Genomic DNA, 22,118 nt, shown 5'->3' with positions numbered 1-22,118 from the left:
AAAATAAAACCCGCAGTGTGCGGGTCTTATCGGGTGCTGCCAGACTTAGGCTTCGGCTACGCGTTTGGCGATGTGGGCCAGGGATTCTTCCACCTGGTCTACCAGCACCAAGCACAAATCTCCTGGCTGCAAGCGCGCCAGCGCTTTGTCGATGGCGATGAACTCGCCGTTGATTTCGTCGATGTGGCTGGTGCGCGGCGCGCCGGTCAGGCCTTGGCGCAGCAAGGCTACCACTTCGCCGTCGGCACGGCCGCGCTGGCACTGGTCCTGGTACAGCAGCACGTCGTCGAACGCTTTGCCGAGGATCTCGGTCTGCTGGCGGATGTCTTCGTCGCGGCGGTCGCCGGCGCCGGAAATCACCACCGAGCGGCGCTTGCCCGGCAGCGCGTCCACCGCCTGCACCAGCGCCAGCATGGCGTCCGGGTTGTGGCCGTAGTCGGCGATCACGGTGGCGCCTTTGTAGTTGAACATATTGAAGCGGCCCGGCGCGTTGTCGCTGTCGTTGGCGAAGGTGGCCAGGCCCTTGCGGATGGCTTCCCACGAAATGCCCGCGCCCCATGCTGCAGCCACGGCGGCCATCACGTTTTCGACCTGGAAGCCGATGGCGCCGTTGCGCGTGATCGGCACTTCGGACAGCGCCACCGCTTCGGCGTGCTTGCCTTCGGCGGCGATCAGCTGGCCGTCTTCGATGTAGACGGTGCGGCGGCCTTGCGCCAGGTGCGTGGCGATAACCGGATGCTCGCGGTCGGCGCCGAAGAAGGTGACCTTGCCTTTGCAGGACGCGGCCATGCCGGCCACGATAGGGTCCATGGCGTTCAGCACGGCCACGCCGTTCTTGTCCACGTTCTGCACGATGACGCGCTTGAGCACCGCCAGGTCTTCCACGGTGGTGATGTAGTTCAGGCCCAGGTGGTCGCCGGCGCCGATATTGGTCACCACCGCCACTTTGCAGCGGTCGAAGGCCAGGCCTTCGCGCAGCACGCCGCCGCGCGCGGTTTCAAACACGGCCGCGTCCACGTCCGGATGCTGCAGCACGTTGCGCGCGCTGCGCGGGCCGGAGCAGTCGCCGCTGTCGGTGCGGCGGCCGTTGATGTAGACGCCGTCGGTATTGGTCATGCCCACGCGCAGGCCGCTGGAGGCCATCAGGTGCGCGATCAGGCGCACGGTGGTGGTCTTTCCGTTGGTGCCGGTCACCGCCACCACGGGAATGCGGCCGTCGTCGCCTTCGGGGAACATGGCGGAGATGATGGCTTCGCCCACCGGACGGCCCTTGCCGTAGGATGGCGTCAAATGCATGCGCAGGCCGGGCGCGGCGTTCACTTCCACCACGCCGCCCGCCTGGGCTTCGATAGGCTGCAGCAGGCTGTCGCACACCACGTCCACGCCGCAGATGTCCAGACCGATCATCTGCGCCGCTTCCACCGCGCGCGCCGCCACTTCCGGGTGCACGTCGTCGGTCACGTCGGTGGCGCTGCCGCCGGTCGACAGGTTGGCGTTGTTGCGCAGGGTGACGCGCTGGCCTTTGGGCGGCACGGAGTCGGCCTCGTAGCCTTGCAGCGCCAGGCGGCCCAGTGCGATATCGTCAAAGCGGATCTTGGTCAGCGAGGTGGCGTGGCCGGAGCCGCGGCGCGGGTCGGCGTTCACCAGGTCCACCAGTTCGCGCACCGAGTGCACGCCGTCGCCAACCACGTGCGGCGGGTCGCGGCGCGCAGCGGCGATCAGCTTGTTGCCGATCACCAGCAGGCGGAAGTCGTGGCCGGGCAGGAAGCGTTCGACCAGGATGTCGTCGCGGAATTCGCGCGCGGCGTTGAAGGCCTTGGTCATCTGCTCCTGGGTGGTGACGTTGACCGTCACGCCTTTGCCCTGGTTGCCGTCCTTCGGCTTGACCACCACCGGCAGGCCCACTTCGTTGGCGGCGGCCCAGGCGTCGTCCGCGTCCACCACGGTGCGGCCGTGCGGCACCGGCACGCCGGCGGCGTCCAGCAGTTTCTTGGTCAGTTCCTTATCCTGCGCAATGGTCTCGGCGATGGCGCCGGTGGAGTCCATTTCGGCAGCCTGGATGCGGCGCTGGCGCGAGCCCCAGCCGAACATCACCATGGAACCTTTGGTCATGCGCTTGAACGGGATGTTGCGCACCACCGCCGCTTGCACGATGGCGCCGGTGCTTGGACCGAGGCGCACGTCTTCGTCCAGGTCGCGCAGCTGGGCCAGCGCGCCGGGCAGGTCGAACGGCGTGTCGTCCAGCGCGGACTTCAGCAGCTGCTCGGCCAGTTCCACCGCCAGGCGGCCCACTTCTTCTTCGGTGTATTCCACCACCATCTGGTAGATGCCGGTTTCCAGCGTTGCCGTGGTGCGGCTGAAGGTCACCGGGCAGCCGGCTTCGGCCTGCAGCGCCAGCGTTGCCACTTCCAGCACATGCGCCATCGGAATCGCGTCGTTGTGGCCGATGGGCTGCAGCGCCGCAATCCCCGGGAAGCGCGCACGCAGGCGCACTTCGAAGCCGGGCAGCTTGTCGATGTTTTCCTCGTCGGGCGTGCAGGAGACGATGGCTTCAACCGCCGTGTGGTGGCTCCAAAGATTGGGACCGCGCAGCGCGCGGATGCGTATAACTTCCATTACCTGTGTCCTGTATGGTGGTCTGCGTGGTACGTGTTGTTTTAGTTGGCCTTGAAGGTGCGCAGCGCGGCGGCGATCAGGCCAGGCTCGAGCTCAAGCGCCCAGCCTGCCGCGATCGCGGCCAATACTGCTTCTTCGTTGCCCGCCTGGCCGGCCGGCATGCAGGACAGCGGCAGCATCGCCACCTCGTTGGCGCCGGCCGCCAGCACAAAGCCGGTGGGCCGCAGGAACACTGCGCGCTCGCCGTCCTGGCGGTGCTCGACGATGGCGGGCAGCTGCTCGTCCAGGCCGTAGAAGATCACGGCGCCGTCGCACAGCTCGGCCATTTCCACCACTTGCGGCTCGGCCGCATTGAGCACGGCGGCGCCTTCCGGCAGCACCACGTCCACCTGGGTGCGCAGCACGCCGTACATGTCTTCTTCGTCGCGGATGTAGAACTCGCCCAGTTCGCCGTGGCCGCCGGTATCGGTGACGATGCCCACCGAGCACTTGTCGTAGGCCAGGCCTTCGCTCAGTATCATGCGGCTGCCGTTATGGAACACGGCCGCTTCCACGTTGCGGTTCAGCAGTAGGCGCTGGCCCGAGTCCCAGGCCGACAGCGGCCCGCGCGGCACCTTGCGGCCGTTCAGGTATATGCCTTCTTCGCAGCTCAGGCCGACCGACTTGCCGCTCACTTGCAGCAGCCAGGCGGTCAGATTGGCGATCAGCGCGCTGTGGCGCTCGCCCGCCACGCCCACCACCGGAATGCGGCCGGTGTCGTGCTCGGCGAACAACTGGTCCACGATGGCCGCGCCCACCGGGCGGGGCTGGCCGCCTTCGGCAGGCTTCAGGTGGGCCAGCAGGCCGGGGCTGGCGTTGACTTCAATGATGGCGCCGCCCTGCTCTTCCAGCGGGCGCGAAATATCCTGCGCCACCAGGTCGATGCCGGCGATGTCCAGGCCGATCACGCGCGCAGCCAGGGTGGCCATTTCGGCGGTATCCGGATGCACCAGGTCGGTCACGTCCACCGCCACGTTGCCGTTCGGCTGGATCAGCACCTTGTGGTTGGCCGCCGGCACGGATTCGTGCGTCATGTTCTGGCGCTTGAGCTCCAGGATGATCTCGGCCGCGACGTCCGGCTTGATCAGGCCCAGCGGGGAGCCTTCGGTTTCGCCGCGGCGCGGATCGATATTGATGTGCATATCGCACAGCTGCTTGATGGTGTGCTGGCCGTCGCCGGTAATCCACAGCGACTCGCCCTTGGCGGCGGCGATCAGCTTCTTGCCCACCACCAGCAGGCGGTGTTCGTCGCCGGCGATGAAGCGCTCGACGATGACGCTCTTGCTGCCGCCCTTGCGCGCGGCCAGCTCGTAGGCGGCGGCCACGTCGGCTTCGGTGGTCAGGTTCAGCGTCACGCCCCGGCCGTGGTTGCCGTCATAGGGCTTGACCACCACAGGGAGGCCGATGTCTTCGGCCGCTTCCCAGGCTTCTTCGGCGCTGCGCACCAGTTCGCCTTCCGGCACCGGCACGCCGGCCGAAGCCAGCAAGCTCTTGGTCAGGTCCTTGTCGCTGGCGATGCCTTCGGCGATGGCGCTGGTGGCGTCGGTCTCGGCAGTCCAGATGCGGCGCTGGCGCGAACCGTGGCCCAGCTGCACCAGGTTGCCGTCGGTCAGGCGGATGGAAGGAATCTTGCGGTCGGTGGCGGCGTCCACGATGTTGGCCGTGCTCGGTCCCAGGCACAGGGACTCGACCATGTCGGTCAGCTCGGCCACGGTGGCGGCGAGATCGTAGGGACGGTCCTCGATGGCGGCCATCAGCAGCTCGCGGCCGGCGGCCAGCGCTGCGCGGCCTACCTGCTCCTGGCGCGTGCGGAAGGCCATTTTGTAGGTCACGCCGTGGTCCGAGGTCTGGCGGGTTTTGCCGAAACCGGTGCGCATGCCGGCCAGGTTTTGCAGCTCCAGCACCACGTGCTCAAGGATATGGCCGGCATAGGTGCCGTCGCGCAGGCGCTCGTTGAAGCCGCCGCGCTCGCCCACGCCGCAGCGATGTTCGACCAGGTGCGGCAGCAGCGCGGTCAACCGTTCGTACAGGCCGGGGATTTTATCGGAGGGGAAATTTTCGAGCTCGCCAATATCCAGCCATGCCTCGATTACCGGGCGGTAGGTCCAGATATTAGGTCCGCGCAAGTGTGTTACACGGAGAAATTCAATGTCTTTCTTCTTTGTCATGTTTTTGCTCTTGTACCTCTTGCGGTATACTCCGCAAAAGCGAACCGCCGGCGGCGGTCACCCCTCTTTTATTTCGTCAAATGATGAATAACTGACAGAATACCGTAAATCGCCGCCAAGACGCGTTTCACGCTTGGCCTTGCTAACGACGATACTATCCGCTATTTTCCCACTGTTTCAATTTCCTTGCCACTTGGCAAAGCCCGCACTGGAGTATGTTGCACAATGATAACAAAACAGCTTTCTTCGGAACTCAGCCATACAGAACTACCAGAAGTATGGCGTGCCGAGGTGCAACAACAACTTTCCAACGGGGAAAACGTTTCAAGTGCGCTTGAGGTTGACCTCGACGCGCGCTTACATTTTTCCAAGGGCCTCGTGCTCGTCACCGAGCGCCGCATTATGGCACGCGCGCCGGGGGAAACGGTATGGCAATCTTGGCCTTACGGACAGGATTTAACGCTAAAACTGCACGACCATGCGGGCGTCGGCCACCTGGAGTTATTTAACCAACAAGGCCGCCTGGCCAACTGGCGCTTCACTCTGGGGCAGAACCTGCTGGCCATCCGTTTATCCGAGAAGTTCGCCGCGCTGCGCGAGAGCTTTGTGAGCGGCCAGCCGCTGGTGCAGGGCGAGGAGCACATCTGCCCCTCCTGCAAGGCGCCGCTGGAGCCGGACCAGGACGAATGCCCGATCTGCACCAAGGTGGTGTACACGCCGCCGTCCACCTGGACTCTGTTCCGCCTGTGGCGCTTTGCCGCGCCCTACAAATGGCCGCTGCTGGCCGGTTTCCTGCTGATGCTGGCCTCGACCGCCGCCCACATGATTCCGCCCTACCTGACCATCCCGCTGATGGACAATGTGCTGATTCCGTACCAGAACGGCGCGCCGGTCGACAGCGACAAGGTGACGCTGTACATGACCGGCCTGCTGGGTTCGGCCGTGCTGGCGTGGATACTGGGCTGGGGCAAGACATATGTGCTGGCCCTGGTGTCGGAGCGCATCGGCGCGGACTTGCGCACCACCACCTATGACCACCTGCTGCGCCTGTCGCTGGAATATTTCGGCGGCAAGCGCACCGGCGACCTGATGTCGCGCATCGGCAGCGAGTCGGACCGTATCTGCGTGTTCCTGTCGCTGCACCTGCTGGACTTCGCGTCCGACGTGCTGATGATTATCATGACCGGCGTCATCCTGGTCTCCATCGACCCGTGGCTGGCCGCCGCCACCCTGCTGCCGCTGCCGCTGATCGCCTGGCTGATCCATGTGGTGCGCGACCGCCTGCGCACCGGCTTCGAGAAGATCGACCGCGTGTGGGGCGAAGTGACCAATGTGCTGGCCGACACCATCCCCGGCATCCGCGTGGTGAAAGCCTTCGCCCAGGAGTCGCGCGAGGCGGGCCGCTTCCGCTTGGCCAACAAGCACAACCTGGCCGTGAACGACAAGCTGAACAAGGTGTGGTCGCTGTTCTCGCCCACCGTGTCCTTCCTCACCGAGCTGGGCCTGCTGGTGATCTGGGTGTTCGGCATCCACCAGGTATCGAAAAGCCACATCACGGTAGGCGTGCTGACCGCCTTCATCACCTATTCGAGCCGCTTCTACGGCCGCCTGGATTCGATGAGCCGCATCGTCTCGGTCACCCACAAGTCGGCCTCGGCCGCCAAGCGCATCTTCGACATCCTGGACCACGTGTCCAGCGTGCCCGAGCCGCAGAATCCGGTGAAAATCGGCAAGGTCAAAGGCGACATCACGCTGCGCGAAGTAGGCTTCCGCTACGGCAACCGCGCCGTCAACCGCGACATCTCGATCAACATCAAGGCCGGCGAAATGGTGGGCCTGGTGGGCCACTCCGGTTCCGGCAAGAGCACGCTGGTCAACCTGATCTGCCGCTTCTACGACGTGACCGAGGGCGCAATCATGCTGGACGGCGTGGACATCCGCGCGCTGGGCGTGTCGGACTACCGCCGCAACATCGGCCTGGTGCTGCAGGAGCCCTTCCTGTTCTTCGGCACCATCGCCGAGAACATCGCCTACGGCAAGCCGGACGCCACCCGCGAGCAGATCATCGCCGCCGCGCGCGCCGCGCATGCGCACGAATTCATCCTGCGCCTGGCGCAGGGCTACGACTCCATGGTGGGCGAACGCGGCCAGGGCCTGTCCGGCGGCGAGCGCCAGCGCATCTCGATTGCGCGCGCGCTGCTGATCGATCCGCCCATCCTGATACTGGACGAGGCCACCGCCTCGGTGGACTCGGAAACAGAGAAGGAAATCCAGAAAGCGCTGGACAACCTGGTGACCGGCCGCACCACCATCGCCATCGCGCACCGCCTGTCCACGCTGCAAAAGGCGGACCGCCTGGTGGTGCTGGACCGTGGCCGCGTGGTGGAAGAAGGCGGGCACGACGAACTGATGGCCGCCGAAGGCGCCTATTACCGCCTCTACATGGCGCAAGCGCGCAACGTCGATACCGACCTTGACGATTCTCCGGGAAAACGACATGACGACTAATCTCACCCTGAACACCAGCTTCACCCTGTCGCGCGACGCCTTCGGCCGCCTGAACCTGACCGACGCCGCCGGCGCGCTGCACGAAAACGTGTCGCCGGTGCGCGCCTTCCCCATCCAGGCGCCCGAACAGGGCATCTCGCTGGTGAGCACGGACGGCAAGGAAATCGCCTGGATAGAAAACCTGGACGAGCTGTCCGCCGCCAACGCGGCGCTGGTGCGCGAGGAACTGCAGGGACGCGAGTTCATGCCGGAAATCGCCCGCATCCTGTCCGTCACCAGCTATGCAACGCCCTGCACCTGGAGCGTGGACACCAACCGCGGCGCCACCGAGTTCGTGCTGCGCGGCGAGGAAGACATCCGCCGCATCGGCAGCGACACGCTGCTGGTGTCGGACAACCACGGCATCCACTTCCTGATCCGCAACCAGTACGAACTGGACAAGCACAGCAAGAAGATCCTGGACCGCTTCCTGTAATGAAGCAGAAATCGCTCTCGGCCGGCGCGGTGATCCTGCATGGCAGCGGCGCAAACCGCCGCTACCTGCTGATGCGCTGCTTCCAGTACTGGGACTTCCCGAAGGGGATGGTGGAGCCGGGCGAGTCGCCCTTCCTGGCCGCGCAGCGGGAGATCTACGAGGAAGCAACGCTGCAGGACCTGGCCTTCCCCTGGGGCGAGCAATTCACGGAAACCGCGCCCTACGGCGACGGCAAGGTGGCCCGCTACTACCTGGCCGTGAGCCCCACGCGCGACGTGGTGCTGGGCGTGAGCGAGGAGCTGGGCTTCCCCGAACACGACGAATTCCGCTGGGTGGACGTGGATGAAGCGCGCTCCCTGCTGGGCGCGCGGGTGCGCGCCGTGCTGGAGTGGGCGCACCAGCTCAGCTCTACTTCTCCTGCAGCCCCTTCCGCCTGAAAGCACGGCGAAAGTAGCCAAAAAGCAACATCCCTTGCGCGCTTGGGCAGCATTGGAAGCTGCTTTTTGTTTACATTGGTTTCCTGCGGGTCTAGCATCGTGAGCATAGGCAATTTCCCTTGCTTATGATGAAACCACGCCGGAGACCGCCATGAGCCGCACCCCACTTGTCCGCCAACTTAGCCTGCTGCTGGCAGCGGGCTGGCTGGCAGCGGTGGCGCCGCAAGCCTGGGCGAGCGACGCCACACTCCCGTCACTCCCGCCCTTGTCTGCCGCAGCCCTCGCCCAGCCCACCGCCGCGTCCACACTTAATGCGATCGAAGAGCCGGACCCGCTGTCGCTGTCGGCCGCCAACAGCTTTACCCACGTCTATCTGACGCCCGCCAGCTTCTCGCGCGTGCCCGCCAATGATAGCAACGTCAGCCGCCTGCATCTGCCACGCCAGGACCCGGACCTGGACGCCATCGATCCCTACGGCGGCTCGCGCTACACGGTCAGGCCGGACGACGAAATCAGCCCTACCGCGCTGTGGATTTCCGGACTGGGGCTGCTCACCGCCGCCATTTCTGGCATTCTGCTCTACGCGCGCAACCCCATTTCGCGCAAGCGCAAGTACCGCAACCGCCCCGGCGAGCCGCGCCGCAGGTAGTGGCACGCGCTCTTACATGCCTTTGAACCGGTGCTGGAAGCGCTGGCTCACCGGCAGCCTTGCCGCGTGGCCGCGCAGTGACAGCCACAGCGCCCCATCCCCATCCCTGACCGCCGCCGCGATGCGCTTGACCGCCACCACGTGGCTGCGGTGAACTTGCCAGTAGCCCGCCTCGTCCAGCATGCCGGCCAGCTCCTTGAGCGGCGTGCGGATGTGGGCTTCCAGCTTGTCCGTCACCACCCGCGTGTACTTTGCCTCCGCCGAAAAATAGACCACGTCCGCCAGGTCGATAAAATGGATGGTCTGGCCGACGGAAGCCTGCAGCCAGGATGGCGCGGGCGGTTTCGGCTGCAGTTGCGCCATCAAACGGGTCAAATCCGGCGGCGGCTGCTTCAGGCGCCCGCGCACGCGCTCGACGCAGCGCGCCAGCCGGGCCGGGTCGGCTGGCTTGAGCACATAGTCCACCGCCCCCTCGTCGAAGGCCGCCACGGCGTGTTCATGGAAGGCCGTCACGAACACCACATGCGTGCGCATGCCGAAGGTGCGCGCCAGTTCCAGCCCGCTAAGCCCCGGCATGCGGATATCGAGAAACGCCACGTCAGGCGCCAGTTCCTGCGCCATGCGCAGCGCCTGGTAGCCATCCTCAGCCTCGCCCACCAGCTCGGCCTCGGGCCACAGCTGGCGCAGCGCTTCGGCCAGTTCAGCCCGCAGCAAAGGCTCGTCGTCCGCTATCATCACACGCGGACGCGCCGTCAAAAAATCATTCATTCCGCCGTCTCCATCTGTCCCGCCGCCGCGCCGGCCCATGACAGGGGCAGCCGCAGCTCGGCTTCCGTCCTGCCCGTGCCGCCGGTCCGCAATTCAAATCCCGCGCTGCCGCCGAACTGCGCCGCCAGCCGCTCGCGCACATTGCGCAAGCCCACGCCGCTGCCGAACACCGTTTGCGCCAGCCCGGCGCCGCTGTCGGCCACCACCACATGCAATGCTCCGCCCACGAGCGCCGCGCCGACGCTCACGTGCACCTCTCCCGGCTTGCCCTCGACGCCGTGCCGCACCGCGTTTTCCACCAGCGACATCAGCATCAGCGGCGGCATGGCGGCCAGTTCCAGCCCGGCCGGGCAACTTACGTCAAACGACATCCTTTCGCCGAACCGTATCGCCATCAGCGCCAGATAGTGCTCGGCCAGCTCGCACTCGCGTCCCAGCGTGGACGAGGGCGTGCGCATATCGGGCAGCGCGGTGTGCAGATAGGCGATCAGGTGGTCCAGCATGCGCACAGCCTTTTCCGGCTCATGGCGCGCCAGATAGCGCGTGTTCGCAAGCGTGTTGTACAGGAAGTGCGGCTCGACCTGCGCCTGCAAGGACTTGAGCTCGGCCGCCAGCGCCGCCTGCCGCAAAGCAGCCAGGTGCAGCGCCCGCGACTGCCGCTGCATATGCATCAGCGGGATCGCCAGCAGCAAGGCCGCAAAAGCCAGCGCGCTCCCAAACACCTGCTTGCCGTTCAGGCCGCGCAGTCCCAGCGCGGATTCCAATGCGTCGTATGCCAGTACCGCACAGCCGGCGCCGGCCGCCAGCGCCACGCCCATGCCGGCCCAGGCGGCCAGCCAGCCGCGCTCCGGCCTGGATGATGCACCGGCGCTTGTACGCGCCAGCACGCGTGTCAACAGCAACAGCGCGGCTCCAGCGCCCACCGCCAGCAGCAAGGCGCAAAACAGCGCCAGCCACGCAAACGCGCGTAATTGCCACGCTGCCAGCGCCAGTCCCAGCGCGATGGCAAGGCCAAGCGCGCCCTGGCGGCGGCTGCAAGCGGCCACCCGCAGCAAAGCCTCGGATGGCCCCAGCATGGCTGCGTCCTTCGTCACAGGCGGGGCGCCGCTGGCAGTGCCAGGTCGCGCAGCATCACGTTCACGGGAACGTCGTCGCCCACCACTTCCACGTTCAGATCATCAATCCAGGTCTCGCCGCTTCCCGCGCTGATAACGCCCAGCGAGATGCGGGCGGCATCGGCCGGCACGTCCAGTACCACGCTGCGCCGCTCCCACACCTGCGTGCCCTTCATAGGCTGGTCGTAGCTGTTATAGAAGGCCGCATTGTGCTTGGCGTAAGTGTCCACGCTCATCCAGATCCCGGCCCATTTGCTCACGTCGTGCGTCATCACATTCGCCGTAAACCGCACGCGCTTGCCGCGATAAGCCTTGGCTGCGAATGACTGCATCAGCGTGGCCCAGCTATTGCCATCACCCTTTACCTGGCGCAGATACTTGGCGCCTTTGGTGCCACTGGCCACGCCGTCCTGGTCCACGCCCGCCTCATACATCCGGGGCGACTCACCCTTCATCTCCCAGGGCTCAGGCAAGGTCATCGCAGGCTGCGCCAGCGCCAGCAAAGAAAAGGCCGCAAGCGCGGCCGAGATAACAAAATGAGGTTTCATATGGCATTCTCCCATGGCATGACCGAATTGTCATGCCAGCCACTTTGCCAAAACAGGAAGGGTTTGGGGCCGCCGTGCGACAAGCGCGCCCCGGCGCGGACCAGCGCACGCAAAGCGCGACGAATGCGTTACATTAGTGTTTTTTCAATTAACTAAAAAGCCATGCCAACCATTCCAGCCGGACGCTCCCTGCTTGCCGCCTTACTTTGCCTGCCGCTGCTCGCGCGCGCAGCCTGCACCTCGCCCACGCAGCCCCTGAACGAGGAAGGCTACGTCAAGATAGGCGGCATCGAGCAATGGGTAACGATCAAGGGCAGCAGTTGCGCCAACCCGGTGGTGCTGATCGTGCACGGCGGCCCCGGCAACCCCATGAGCCCCTACTCCGCCAAGCTGTACGGCCCCTGGGAGAAGGACTACACCCTGGTGCAGTGGGACCAGCGCGGCGCAGGCCGCACCTACGCCAAGAGCCCGCCGGCGGAAGGCGAAACGCTGACGCTGGAACGCCTGGCCAGCGACGGCAACGAAGTGGCCGGCTACGTCTCCCGCCGCCTCGGCAAACAAAAGCTCATCCTCATGGGCAGCTCCTGGGGCTCCATCCTCAGCGTGCACATGCTCAAAGGGAGCCCGGCCCAATATGCGGCTTACGTCGGCACCGCCCAGGTGGTGAACGGCACCGGCACGCAGGTCAGCAGCTATGCCGCCACCATGGCGATAGCGCGCGCCACGCAAGACCAGGACGTGATTGGCAAGCTGGAAGCCCTGGGCGCCCCGCCCTGGACCAACCCGCGCAACTTCGGCGTGCTGCGCCGCGCGGTGCGGAAGTATGAAGGCCAGCGCACCGAGCCCGCGCCGAAAGAGTGGTGGCAGCCGGAACCGCAATACGCAACGCCCCAGGCCCTAGCGGACTACGAGGCGGGCGAAGACTACTCCTTCGTGCAGTTCGTCGGCATGAAAGGCGACGGCATGGCCTCCAAAGTGAACCTGCCCGCGCTGGGTGCAAGCTTCCCCATGCCGGTCTTTATGGTGCAGGGCGCCGACGACTTGCTGACGCTCCCGCACGACACGCGCCGCTATTTCGACAGCATCAATGCGCCGCAAAAGGAGTACATCACCGTTCCCCGCACCGGCCACGATCCCAACCGGCCCATGCTGGACGCGCAGTTCAAGCTGCTGCAGGAGCGCGTGCGCAAGCTGGCGCTGTAGGCCCGCTTACCAGTTGCGCTCCAGGCCCACCCGCAGCGTTGGCGATGCTGCGGTGCGGGTCAGCAGCCGCTGCACGCCTTCCGCCACAGCGGCGCTGTCCCAGCCCGTCATATCCCGCCGCAGCAAGTTCAGCGCGCCAACGCGCAGCCGCATTGCGCCGTCCAGCTGCCACACCGCGTACAGATCCAGCTTCCGCACACTACCCGCCGCCGACGCCTCCGTGGCCGACAACTGCGTGCGCGCGCCGCGCTCGTAGTTGAAGTCCGCGCCCATCTTCAGGGACGGCAAGGTCTGCCAGTCCGCGCCCGCGTTCAAGCTGAACGGCGCCTGCCGGTCCAGGCGATTGTCCGGCCCCGGCACGCCAGCCACGCGCGACCAGTTGCGCGCCAGGTTCCCCCGCAGCGACCACGCATCCGACAAAGCCGCCTTGGCCTCCAGCGCCACGCCGCGCGCATCCGCCCGCCCCGCATTCGACGGCATCCGTATCCAGCGCCCGCCTTCCCTGAACAGCAGCGGCAGGGTTACGCCGTCTATCCTGCGCGCGTAGGCACTGGCGCTGAACAGGCCGTCCTTGCCGAAGTAGTGGTCATAGCCCGCGTCCAGCCCCCAGGCCAGCTCCGGCCGCAGCCGGGGATTGCCTTGCGTGTCCGGGTTGGTGGCGCTGTTATTGTTGTCCGTTGTGTAGCGGCGCGGTATCAGTTCCGCCATCGTGGGCGCCTTGTAGGTGCGCGCCAGGCCAAGGCGGAACTGGCGCTGCGCTGACAGCTTGTAGAGCGATTGCAGCACAGGACTGAGCACCGGCGAACGCTGCACGACGGCGTCCGCAGGCTGCAGAGCGGACGCCGTCGCCACCGCCGTCTCCAGCGCCTCCCAGCGCACGCCGGCGGACAGCGACCAGCCGCGCCCCAGCTCCCAGTCGTCCTGCGCGTACAGCGCCACCCGCTTCACCACGCCGCGATGGCGCTCGTCGTAGGCCATCCCGCTTGTGTAGTCCTGCTCCTCGCGGGTTTGCGTGCGGCGCGTGCGCCCGCTGTCCCAGCCGGCAGCCAACGCGTGCCCGCCGCCCAGCGGCAACTGGTACTTGCCGCTGAAGGTCGCGGCCAGCTCGCCGATATCCGCGTGCACCACCTTCAATTCCGGCGAACGCACGCCGCCCGCCAGGGTATGGAACTCAAAGTCCGAACTGCGCGGGTTGACCGTGAAGCCCAGCTTCGCCTCCCAGCGCGCGCCCGATTCCAGCGCCCGCTGCCAGCTCAGATCCGTGCGCAGCAACGCGCCGCGCAGCACCACGAGGCGGCCGTTGTCCGGGAACTGGCTGGGTGGGCCAGCCAACACGGTTTCGTGGGCTTCCACGCCCATGCTGCGCTCGTACAGGTTCAAAAAGGATTGCACGCTGACCGTGTCATCGCCCTGCTTCCAGCTTACGCGCGGCGCTACGCTGGCCGCGCGCGACACGTTGCTGTCCCGCTGAGGACTGATGCGCGACAGCGCCAGCGCGCCATCGGGCGCCGTCAGGGTTTCGTATTCCACGCGCGACACGGGCGCCGCCGTGCGATTCGCCGTGGCCGCCACCGTGTAGCTGTAGCCGTCGCCTTTGTCCGCCGCCTGCCAGGACAGATTCGGCGACAGATTCGGATGCAGCCCGCCAGCCAGCGCGTCCAGCCCCAGCTTGCCCTCCTGCCGTGCGCGCGGCGCGCTCCTGCGCAGGATGATGTTGATGGTTCCCGCAATCGCCTGCGTTCCCAGTTCGGCGGACGCGCTGCGCAGTATCTCCACCTTTTCAATCAGCTCCGGCGCCAAGCTTTCCACGGCAAAGCCCTGCGGCGCGGCCACGCCGTTCAGCAGTATCTGCGTGTAGCCGTTGCCCAGCCCGCGCATGCGGATCTCGCTGCCCTTCCCGGCTCCAGCGCCGATGCTGATCCCGGCAACGCGCTGCAGCACATCGGCCAGCGTGCGGTCGCCCTGGCGCTGCAAGTCCTGCCCGGAAAGGACGATGCTGGCCGCAGTCTCCTCGCGGCGCTGGTCCACCTTTGCGCCGGTCACTTCTATCTTCTGCATCTCCTGCGCTGCTGCCGGAAAGGCAAATGCAGCGGAAATGGCAGTGGCTAGCGCATGGGCGCAAATGCGTGGTTTCATGGTTGTCCTTGAAAGCTGTGGGCGTGCGAAGTCCTGCCGCGCAGGCATGGACTTCGTACAAACTGTGGGAATCAGTTGGCCAGTGCGGCCGAACGGGCGCGTAGCGCCGAGGGGAAGGCCTTGGCGTCCAGATTGGCGATGAGCTGCGCCGGGTCGATATGCCCGCCGTCGCGCAGCACTTCCAGATGCAGATGCGGACCGCTCACGCGCCCGCTGGCGCCGGAAAGTCCAATCGCCTGGCCGGCCGCCACCTTGTCGCCAGCGCGCACGGAGCGCCGGTCCAAGTGCGCATACATGGAACGCAGGCCATTGCCATGATCGATCACGATCACCTGGCCGTACTTCGGCTGCCCGTCATACAGCCCGGTCGACTCCGCCACCGTCCCGGCCGCAGGCGCCAGGACCGCCGTGCCGCGCTTCGCCGCGAAATCTATGCCGCGATGGAAGCCGCTGCTCGAGGGCAGCGGCTTCTTGCGCGCGCCGTAGAAACTGCTTACCCGCGCCGATTCCAGCGGTGCGCGCCATTGCGGCAGGCCGGCATCGTCCAATTGCATCCGCGCGGGCGGCACATCCCCTGCCCGCCACGCGAATGCGGGCTGCAGCAACACGCTCGCGGCCAGCAGCGCCATCATGCCGGCGCCAAGCAAAGCCTTGCCCGCAACGCCCAGTGCGCCGGCCCCGCCATCCCGAATCAGCTTGATGCGGTCGCCCAGCCCCGCCATCCCCCTTCCGCCAAATGCCGGCGTTGCATAGCCACCGGCCACCATCGCCTGCTGCAATTTCAGCTGCGCCACCAGCGCTGCCGCGTAGCTCTGCCGCTGCTGCGCAGGACGTCCGGCCAGAACCTGCTGATCGCAAGCCAGCTCCAGCGCCCAGTTCATCTTGATGCGCATCGAGCGCATCACGGGATTGAACCAGAACAGGGTTTCCAGCAGCAGGCTTGCGTGCAGCCATACGTGGTCGCGGCGGCGCCAGTGCGTCAGCTCGTGCGCCACGATCAGCTGCTGTTGCTGCGCATCGAACTGCGCCAGATGGCTGGGCAGCAGCAGGCGCGGCGCCACCAGGCCAACCAGCATGGGCGACACCGGCGCCGGCGTCTCCAGGACCGGCGGCCCGCGATAAGGCGACGCCACGCCAAAGCCGTCAAACCCGGCATGCGCCCGCAAGGCCGCGCCGCTGATACGGTCCGCCGTGCGCAGCAAGGCTCGCAGCGCGCGCTGCGCACGGGCCCAGCGCAGCAGTGCATACAGCAAGCCCGCCGCGTAGCAAGCCAGCCAGGCCAGCGACACGAACAGCAGCCAGCGCGGCACAGCAGCCGCCTCCGCATGCGCGGCGTTCTCCGCAAGCCCGGCGCCAGCCGTGGCCTCCGCGCCGGTCACCACGGCCCCTGCGGGCCATGCTGCGGCCACTGCGCCTGCCTGCCCCGCTTCCTCCTGGGCGCCATACTCCGGCTCCGCCAGCACAATCGCCGGCAGCACGCTGGTCTGCTCGCTGCGCGGCAGCAGCGCCAGCAAGAACGACAGCGCGACGACCAGCTGCGCCAACAGCCAGACCGCGCGCTGCGCAGCGATCTCCGGCCACACCCGCTCCGCCAGCTTCAGCAGCATCCAGGCCAGCGCACCCGCCACCAGGCAGCTTGCACTCGCCAATAAAAACAGGGCAACAGCGGGCATGCTCACTCCTTCTCCGCAGGCCAGTCTTGCAGCAGCTGGTCCAGCGCGGCCAGCTCCTGCTGATCCACCAGCTTGCTGCCGGTGAACATATTGACCGGCAGCGGCGCATCCATCTCCATCACGCGCTTGCCGAAGTCATGAGCGAAAGCGGCCAGCGTGGCCACCTTCTCCAGCGCCGCCGTGTACACGTTCACGCCATGCACGGCCTGCTGCGCCACCATCTGCTTCTCCAGCATGCGGTCCAGCGTCTTGCGGGTGGACGAGTACGACCACTCCAGCTCGTCCACGACCCGCTCATGGATCTCGCGCGCGCTCAGCGGCTGCTCCTTCCACAAACACTTCAACAAACTCAATTCCGTTACCGATGGCGTAGACATGGCGTCCCCTCTGTGACTAGAGACGCCATCATACGACAACTGTCGCACACCCACAATGATTTTATGCGACAGCTGTCGCACGGTTCATGCGGATGCGGCAATTGGGTGAAGTGGCGCACCGAACCACGGCGCATGCTGCATCAAACTGGCCCTGCTTTAATTCACTCACCAGCCTGAGGAGGCCAGCATGCGTACCGATAAATCCCCATCCAAAGCCGTTGCCAAACGTATTCCCACCGAGTCCGGCCCCAGCGACGCCATCAGCCTGCTGGTGGAAGACCACGAGCACGTGAAAGACTTGTTTGAGCAGTTTGAAAGCATGACCGACCGCGCCGTGGTCAGCAAAAAGAAGCTGGCCGACGAGATCTGCGCCGAGCTGACCAAGCACGCCACCGTGGAGGAGGAAATCTTCTACCCGGCCGTGCGCGCCGCAGGCAAGGAGTTTGAGGACTTGATAGACGAGGCCGTTGTGGAACATGGCTCGGCCAAGCAGCTGATCGCCGACATCGAAGCGGCGGACCCGGGCGACGACCTGTATGACGCGAAGGTGAAAGTACTGTCCGAACTGATCGAACACCACGTCGAGGAAGAAGAAGGCGAGATGTTCCCCAAAGTGCGGAAAGCCAAGCTGGACCTGGTGGCGCTGGGCCAGCAAATGGCCGAGCGCAAGGCGGAACTTTAAGCTGTCGGCAGGCCGGGCGTGGCTTATGCGGCCGGCCGCGCCGTCGGCAGCCGCAGCAAATAGACGGTCACGCCGCAGGCGATCAGGAACAGCATCACCTTCAGCCCGATGTAGGGCACGCGGTACATCGAGTAAGCCATCGAAGGCCACATCATCCCCAGCGCCAGCACCTTGCCGCGCAAGGGTATCCCCCGGCCGTCCTCAAAATCCGACAGATAACGCCCCAGCGCGCCATGGTTGCGCAGCCAACGGTGCAGCCGGTCCGAGCTGCGCGCAAAGCACGCCGACGCCAGCAGCAGGAAGGGCGTGGTCGGCAACAAGGGCAAAAACACCCCCAGCACTGCGAGCGCAAGGAAGATGCAGCCTAGGGCAATAAGGATGAGTTTCATTGTGGACACAGTATAAACCGCGCCATCCGGAGCGGCGCCGTCGTATTTCATCCACTGTTACATTTGGCGATAATCCGGCCTGAATTTTGAGAGCAAAATGACAATTACTGTAAGAGTACTCCTGCGACATTAGGAAAAGGAGAAGGCGATGGCGATCTGTCCGTTTGCAATCTGGCGAGTGATTAGCGGCCCATCCGGCGCCCATATCGGCGGACCGTTCAAGATCGTCCACCACACCACGGAAGGCAGCAGCGCGGACGGCGCGTTCAGCGCCTTCAAGCAGAACCGCTCCGACCCGCACTTCACGGTCGACGCCAAAAACATCTACCAGCACATCGACACCAGCCAGGGCGCCCGCGCGCTGCGCAATGCGCCCGGCGGCACCGAAACCAACCGCGATTCCGCCGTCCAGATCGAACTGGTGGGTTTCGCGCAGCAGGCCAAGAATCCCAAGGCGCTGCAGAACCTGGCGCGCCTGTGCCGCTGGATAGAGTCGGTCCACGGCATTCCCAGGGTGTGGCCAGCCGGCCTGCCCAAGCCGGCCAAGAACGGCAAGGACCCGGGCGGCCATAACCGCGACTTCCACCTCTGGGATACCCAGTCCGGACACTATGGACACAGCCAGGTTCCCGAAAACACGCATTGGGACCCGGCCTATAGCGCCGCGGAGGCCAACTTCGTCCTGCAGGCGGAATTCGACGCCAATGGCAATCTGACCTCGGGCAGCCTGCCGGCGATGGCCGCCAAGCCGGACACGGCGAGCAAGAGCTTGAAGTCGGCCATGCCCGATCATCACCATGTCGAATCGGACCAGGATGCACCGGACAAGCCCATGCCGCCCAAGCCCCGCTCCGTGCAAGCGGCCACCGGCCGCAAATTCAAGACGCGCCGCGACACGCTGGATTTCCGCGACCGCATGTTTGTGCCCACGCTGGTGGAAGTGCCGTCAAATATTCCGCTGTCCGACTATCTGAAATTCAAGGTGCCGGTGCTGGACCAGGGCGTCGAAGGCAGCTGCACCGGCTTTGGGCTGGCCACCGTGGCCAACTACCTGCTGATGCGCCGCCAGCAGGTGCCCGACAGCACACAGGTCAGCGCGCGCATGTTCTACGAGCTGGCGCGGCGCTACGACGAATGGCCGGGCGAACAATATTCCGGTTCGAGCGCGCGCGGCGCCATGAAGGGCTGGCAGAAGCACGGCGTTTGCTCGCGGGAGGACTGGGAATACAACAGCAATGACGCCGTCACCTACGCCGACTTCACCCAGGCGCGCATGGAGGCGGCGCGGCAGCGTCCGCTGGGCGCTTATTTCAGGGTCAACCACAAAGACCTGATCGCCATGCATGCAGCCATCGCCGAGGTGGGCGTGCTGTACGCAACCGCCACCGTGCATGCAGGATGGCAGACCGTGGGCGAGAACGGCATCATCTATCCATCCGATGAAATTCTCGGCGGCCATGCTTTTGCGATTGTCGGCTATGACCGGTACGGCTTCTGGCTGCAGAATTCATGGGGCGAAGATTGGGGCCGGGGCGGCATGGCCAGGGTTTCCTACGACGACTGGCTAAGCAACGCCACCGACGTATGGGTCGCGCGCCTGGGCGCGCCGGTGGTCCTCAACGACCCGGCTTCCTATGCGGCGGCGCACGCCAGCACCTCCGGCCAGTCGGCCACCTATTCCTACATCGACATCCGGCCGCACCTCATCAGCGTCGGCAATGACGGCGTGCTCGATTCGGGCGGCGACTACGGAACCTCCGCCAGCGAGGTCGCAAACATCTTCGCCCAGGACATCCCGGCCTTCTTCGCCAGCTCGAAGCAGCCGCAGCGTGTGCTGCTGTACTTCCATGGCGGCCTGGTGGCCGCGGAGGCGGCAGTGCAGCGGGTGGCGGAATACCGGCCGGCTCTGGTTGCGGCCGGCATTTATCCGCTGGCCTTCATCTGGCATTCCGACTACTGGAGCACCATCACCAACATCCTGCAGGACGCGGTCCGGCGGCGCAGGCCGGAAGGGGTGCTCGACAAGGCGAAGGACTTCATGCTGGACCGCTTCGATGATGCGCTCGAGCCGCTGGCCCGCCAGCTGACCGGCAAGGCGAGCTGGGATGAGATGAAGGAAAACGCGCTGCGCGCCAGCGGCAAGGGCGGCGCGGCGCGCCTGGTGGTGGACCACCTCCAAAAATTGGCCAAAGCCTATCCCAGGCTGGAGGTGCACGTCGTCAACCACAGCGCGGGGTCTATCTTCTTCGCGCCCATGTTAGCCTTGCTGGGCAAGGCGGGCATTTCGGTCACCAGCTGCACCATGTGGGCGCCCGCCTGCACCGCCGCGCTATTCAAGCAAACCTATCTGCCCGCCATAGAGTCCGGGCAGATCAAGCGCTTTGCACTGTACTGCCTGACCGACAAGGCGGAACAGGACGACAACTGCGCCAGGATCTACAATAAGTCGCTGCTGTATCTGGTTTCCAATGCGTTCGAGGACAAAGCCCATATTCCAGGCTACCAAAATGGGATAGCCATCGTGGGGATGCAAAAGACGATAAAGGAAGATCCCGCGCTTAAGAAACTGTTCGGCAAAAAAAACGCCGAACTGGTGCTGTGCCCGAATAATGAGCCCGATGATTCCGCCAGCGCCTCCAAGGCGGAACACCATGGCGACTTCGACGACGATCACCTCACCGTCAAATCCACCTTCGCGCGCATCGCCGCCAAGGCCGAAGTGCCGTCGCTGACGTTCGCGCCATCCGCCAGTTCGCTCACGCGCAAGCGCATGGACATTGACTTGCAGACCAGGAAATAGGCGGTCAAGGGGATTATCTTAATATTCCGGTTTCCCTGAAAAGGTCCAGCGTGTCATTCCCCAGAAGGTCGCCGGTTTCGTCTTTGCAACGAACGGAAGCAATTTGCCGTCCGTCCTTTTCGACCAGAATCGAAGGCAAGCCGCGCATATCCGCAGCAATCGAATAATTGAAACCCGAATTCTTGAATTCGAGGCTGCCGCCGTGCGGCCCCATGTCGAAATTAAACCGTCCAAAAGGATGTTCGCGGGTGACGGGAAACGCAAACTCCAACTTACTCCGGCTTCCTACCCTGTATTGCATATAGCCTGCGTCCTTGGAGAGCCTGGATGATGAGCAGACCGAATAGGTCTTCTTCGCCGCGTGGCAGGACCAAACAAGCTTTTCCGCCGCTTCGCACAAGGTATCTTCCGCAGCCCACGAAGGTGTGGCCAGAATAAACAAGGAAAGCGCTGCCAGGCGAGTTTTTATCATGTCGAATGAATCTGTCTGTTTATCAATGGAATACCCTGCCCGACTATAACGAACTTTCGGGACCAGTGCCACCGCCGTCCCGTGCCAGGCGGTACACACTTTTTTATTCCGGCTACATGCCGCGGCTGCCATTGCAAAGCCTTCTATGCGATACTCGCCAGCGCTCCAGCAGGCAAACTTAACAACAAGTGCAAAACAATAATTTCACGGAATTCACATGAAGATAGCTTTCGAGTGCCCAGTTTGCCATTCTTGCAACTACAGTAAGAACTTCGGCTTCGTCAATCCCTTCATTGCTCACAAAGTACTCGACTACCCGGTTAGCAATATCACCTATTTTGGTGCGGAGTTTGCGCCCACGCTGTTCACCAATTCGATCCGCTGCAACGACTGCGAATTCATCTTCTCGCAGGTGCGCTACGATGATGAGGAAATGGGCCGCATCTATAAAGACTACCGCAGCGAGGCCTACAACCAGCTGCGCGACATCTACGAGCCGGGCTACGCCGCAACGGCCGCCTCCACCGGCACGCACTCCACCGAAATCGCCAACCGCAAACTGGCGCTGCAGGACTTCCTGCACGGCCTGGTGGACGTGGGCACCATCGATTCGGTGCTGGACTTCGGCGGCGACCGTGGCCAGAACATCCCCGAGTTCCTGGGCGCTTCCCGCAAGTACGTGTATGACGTTTCCGGCGCCGGCACGGCCGAAGGCGTGCAGCGCGTCCACGACGTGCGCACCGTGGGCAAAGTCGATTTCGTGATGAACGCCCACGTGCTGGAACATATCCCCTACCCGTCCTCCGTCATCGACCAGATGAAGCCGCTGTTCCACAAGGACAGCCTGCTGTTCGTGGACGTGCCTTCCGAGCTGACCGAGCACAATCCTTACCCCAACCACTTCCACGAGCACATCAACTTTTTCAACAAGAGCTCGATCCAGGCCCTGCTGCGCGCCAACGGCTTCGAGGTGCTGAAGGTGGAAGACCGGCTGCTCGACTTCGGCTGGGCCACGTCCGCCAGCATTTACGTGCTGGCGCGTCCGCTCTGGTTCAAATAAGGC

The 22,118-nt window shown here is 64.9% G+C and carries 18 protein-coding genes; 8 read left to right on the top strand and 10 right to left on the bottom strand.

The features are described 5' to 3' along the window. Positions 1–45: 45 nt before the first annotated feature. Together cphA and AC07S4_RS21430 are read right to left on the bottom strand one after the other, a co-directional pair. Positions 46–2,616, bottom strand: a complete 2,571-nt coding sequence (gene cphA, locus AC07S4_RS21435; protein ID WP_494988577.1) for a cyanophycin synthetase — start codon at positions 2,614–2,616, stop codon at positions 46–48. Between the two features lie 41 nt (positions 2,617–2,657). After that, positions 2,658–4,823, bottom strand: coding sequence for a cyanophycin synthetase (locus AC07S4_RS21430; RefSeq protein ID WP_494988576.1), 2,166 nt, complete (start codon positions 4,821–4,823; stop codon positions 2,658–2,660). Between the two features lie 225 nt (positions 4,824–5,048). Between AC07S4_RS21430 and AC07S4_RS21425 the strand changes: the two genes are divergently transcribed. The 4 genes from AC07S4_RS21425 to AC07S4_RS21410 all read left to right on the top strand — a co-directional run bounded on the left by AC07S4_RS21425 (position 5,049) and on the right by AC07S4_RS21410 (position 8,892). Further along, positions 5,049–7,331 (top strand): cyanophycin metabolism-associated ABC transporter, encoded by a 2,283-nt coding sequence (locus tag AC07S4_RS21425; RefSeq protein ID WP_494988575.1) that lies wholly within the window; start codon positions 5,049–5,051, stop codon positions 7,329–7,331. Continuing rightward, positions 7,321–7,806, top strand: coding sequence for a cyanophycin metabolism-associated DUF1854 family protein (locus AC07S4_RS21420; RefSeq protein WP_494988574.1), 486 nt, complete (start codon positions 7,321–7,323; stop codon positions 7,804–7,806). The genes AC07S4_RS21425 and AC07S4_RS21420 overlap by 11 nt, the downstream gene beginning before the upstream one ends. Then, on the top strand, positions 7,806–8,243 hold the full coding sequence (locus AC07S4_RS21415) for an NUDIX domain-containing protein (RefSeq protein WP_494988573.1): 438 nt from the start codon (positions 7,806–7,808) through the stop codon (positions 8,241–8,243). Before AC07S4_RS21420 ends, AC07S4_RS21415 begins: the two co-directional genes overlap by 1 nt. Before the next feature lie 151 nt (positions 8,244–8,394). Continuing rightward, positions 8,395–8,892 carry a hypothetical protein gene (locus AC07S4_RS21410; RefSeq protein ID WP_494988572.1) on the top strand — a complete coding sequence of 166 codons (498 nt, stop codon included), beginning with the start codon at positions 8,395–8,397 and terminating at the stop codon, positions 8,890–8,892. Positions 8,893–8,904: 12 nt separating this feature from the next. On the opposite strand, the gene AC07S4_RS21405 is transcribed toward AC07S4_RS21410, so the two are convergent. Genes AC07S4_RS21405 through AC07S4_RS21395 form a run of 3 tightly spaced genes read right to left on the bottom strand, consistent with a single transcriptional unit; the run spans position 8,905 to position 11,323 of the window. After that, positions 8,905–9,660 (bottom strand): LytR/AlgR family response regulator transcription factor, encoded by a 756-nt coding sequence (locus AC07S4_RS21405; protein WP_494988571.1) that lies wholly within the window; start codon positions 9,658–9,660, stop codon positions 8,905–8,907. Next, positions 9,657–10,754 (bottom strand): sensor histidine kinase, encoded by a 1,098-nt coding sequence (locus AC07S4_RS21400; protein ID WP_494988570.1) that lies wholly within the window; start codon positions 10,752–10,754, stop codon positions 9,657–9,659. Before AC07S4_RS21400 ends, AC07S4_RS21405 begins: the two co-directional genes overlap by 4 nt. Continuing rightward, positions 10,751–11,323 carry a transcriptional regulator gene (locus AC07S4_RS21395; protein ID WP_494988569.1) on the bottom strand — a complete coding sequence of 191 codons (573 nt, stop codon included), beginning with the start codon at positions 11,321–11,323 and terminating at the stop codon, positions 10,751–10,753. The genes AC07S4_RS21400 and AC07S4_RS21395 overlap by 4 nt, the downstream gene beginning before the upstream one ends. A 162-nt stretch (positions 11,324–11,485) precedes the next feature. Here AC07S4_RS21395 and AC07S4_RS21390 point away from each other — a divergent pair, with 162 nt between their 5' ends. Beyond that, positions 11,486–12,526, top strand: coding sequence for an alpha/beta fold hydrolase (locus AC07S4_RS21390; protein WP_494988568.1), 1,041 nt, complete (start codon positions 11,486–11,488; stop codon positions 12,524–12,526). Positions 12,527–12,532: 6 nt separating this feature from the next. Here the strand turns inward: AC07S4_RS21390 and AC07S4_RS21385 are convergent, their stop codons facing one another. The 3 genes from AC07S4_RS21385 to AC07S4_RS21375 all read right to left on the bottom strand — a co-directional run bounded on the left by AC07S4_RS21385 (position 12,533) and on the right by AC07S4_RS21375 (position 16,712). Further along, complete coding sequence (locus tag AC07S4_RS21385; protein ID WP_494988567.1) at positions 12,533–14,584, bottom strand: TonB-dependent receptor plug domain-containing protein; 2,052 nt, start codon at positions 14,582–14,584, stop codon at positions 12,533–12,535. 149 nt (positions 14,585–14,733) lie between these two features. Then, a complete protein-coding gene (locus tag AC07S4_RS21380; protein ID WP_494988566.1) occupies positions 14,734–16,335 on the bottom strand; it encodes a peptidoglycan DD-metalloendopeptidase family protein in 1,602 nt (533 codons plus the stop codon). Positions 16,336–16,337: 2 nt separating this feature from the next. Next, positions 16,338–16,712 (bottom strand): BlaI/MecI/CopY family transcriptional regulator, encoded by a 375-nt coding sequence (locus tag AC07S4_RS21375; RefSeq protein WP_494988565.1) that lies wholly within the window; start codon positions 16,710–16,712, stop codon positions 16,338–16,340. A 187-nt stretch (positions 16,713–16,899) separates the two neighbouring features. Here AC07S4_RS21375 and AC07S4_RS21370 point away from each other — a divergent pair, with 187 nt between their 5' ends. Next, positions 16,900–17,394, top strand: coding sequence for a hemerythrin domain-containing protein (locus AC07S4_RS21370; RefSeq protein WP_494988564.1), 495 nt, complete (start codon positions 16,900–16,902; stop codon positions 17,392–17,394). Positions 17,395–17,417: 23 nt separating this feature from the next. Here the strand turns inward: AC07S4_RS21370 and AC07S4_RS21365 are convergent, their stop codons facing one another. After that, a complete protein-coding gene (locus AC07S4_RS21365; protein ID WP_494988563.1) occupies positions 17,418–17,834 on the bottom strand; it encodes a YbaN family protein in 417 nt (138 codons plus the stop codon). A 127-nt stretch (positions 17,835–17,961) separates the two neighbouring features. Between AC07S4_RS21365 and AC07S4_RS21360 the strand changes: the two genes are divergently transcribed. After that, the gene (locus AC07S4_RS21360) at positions 17,962–20,583 is read left to right on the top strand and encodes a C1 family peptidase (RefSeq protein WP_494988562.1); all 2,622 of its coding nucleotides are present in this window, start codon (positions 17,962–17,964) and stop codon (positions 20,581–20,583) included. Between the two features lie 13 nt (positions 20,584–20,596). On the opposite strand, the gene AC07S4_RS21355 is transcribed toward AC07S4_RS21360, so the two are convergent. Beyond that, positions 20,597–21,187, bottom strand: coding sequence for a hypothetical protein (locus tag AC07S4_RS21355; RefSeq protein WP_494988561.1), 591 nt, complete (start codon positions 21,185–21,187; stop codon positions 20,597–20,599). A gap of 85 nt (positions 21,188–21,272) precedes the next feature. Here AC07S4_RS21355 and AC07S4_RS21350 point away from each other — a divergent pair, with 85 nt between their 5' ends. Then, on the top strand, positions 21,273–22,115 hold the full coding sequence (locus AC07S4_RS21350) for a class I SAM-dependent methyltransferase (protein ID WP_494988560.1): 843 nt from the start codon (positions 21,273–21,275) through the stop codon (positions 22,113–22,115). The last annotated feature ends 3 nt before the right edge of the window (positions 22,116–22,118 follow it).

The organism is Pseudoduganella sp. GW821-FHT05F09 (genome assembly GCF_059419605.1).
This window is presented reverse-complemented; position numbering and strand designations above follow the sequence as displayed.

Coding starts and splice junctions, on each gene's coding strand:
- cphA (WP_494988577.1), bottom strand. CDS start 2,616: ATGGAAGTTATACGCATCCGCGCGCTGCGCGGTCCCAATCTTTGGAGC.
- AC07S4_RS21430 (WP_494988576.1), bottom strand. CDS start 4,823: ATGACAAAGAAGAAAGACATTGAATTTCTCCGTGTAACACACTTGCGC.
- AC07S4_RS21425 (WP_494988575.1), top strand. CDS start 5,049: ATGATAACAAAACAGCTTTCTTCGGAACTCAGCCATACAGAACTACCA.
- AC07S4_RS21420 (WP_494988574.1), top strand. CDS start 7,321: ATGACGACTAATCTCACCCTGAACACCAGCTTCACCCTGTCGCGCGAC.
- AC07S4_RS21415 (WP_494988573.1), top strand. CDS start 7,806: ATGAAGCAGAAATCGCTCTCGGCCGGCGCGGTGATCCTGCATGGCAGC.
- AC07S4_RS21410 (WP_494988572.1), top strand. CDS start 8,395: ATGAGCCGCACCCCACTTGTCCGCCAACTTAGCCTGCTGCTGGCAGCG.
- AC07S4_RS21405 (WP_494988571.1), bottom strand. CDS start 9,660: ATGAATGATTTTTTGACGGCGCGTCCGCGTGTGATGATAGCGGACGAC.
- AC07S4_RS21395 (WP_494988569.1), bottom strand. CDS start 11,323: ATGAAACCTCATTTTGTTATCTCGGCCGCGCTTGCGGCCTTTTCTTTG.
- AC07S4_RS21390 (WP_494988568.1), top strand. CDS start 11,486: ATGCCAACCATTCCAGCCGGACGCTCCCTGCTTGCCGCCTTACTTTGC.
- AC07S4_RS21385 (WP_494988567.1), bottom strand. CDS start 14,584: ATGCAGAAGATAGAAGTGACCGGCGCAAAGGTGGACCAGCGCCGCGAG.
- AC07S4_RS21380 (WP_494988566.1), bottom strand. CDS start 16,335: ATGCCCGCTGTTGCCCTGTTTTTATTGGCGAGTGCAAGCTGCCTGGTG.
- AC07S4_RS21375 (WP_494988565.1), bottom strand. CDS start 16,712: ATGTCTACGCCATCGGTAACGGAATTGAGTTTGTTGAAGTGTTTGTGG.
- AC07S4_RS21370 (WP_494988564.1), top strand. CDS start 16,900: ATGCGTACCGATAAATCCCCATCCAAAGCCGTTGCCAAACGTATTCCC.
- AC07S4_RS21365 (WP_494988563.1), bottom strand. CDS start 17,834: ATGAAATACGACGGCGCCGCTCCGGATGGCGCGGTTTATACTGTGTCC.
- AC07S4_RS21355 (WP_494988561.1), bottom strand. CDS start 21,187: ATGGCAGCCGCGGCATGTAGCCGGAATAAAAAAGTGTGTACCGCCTGG.
- AC07S4_RS21350 (WP_494988560.1), top strand. CDS start 21,273: ATGAAGATAGCTTTCGAGTGCCCAGTTTGCCATTCTTGCAACTACAGT.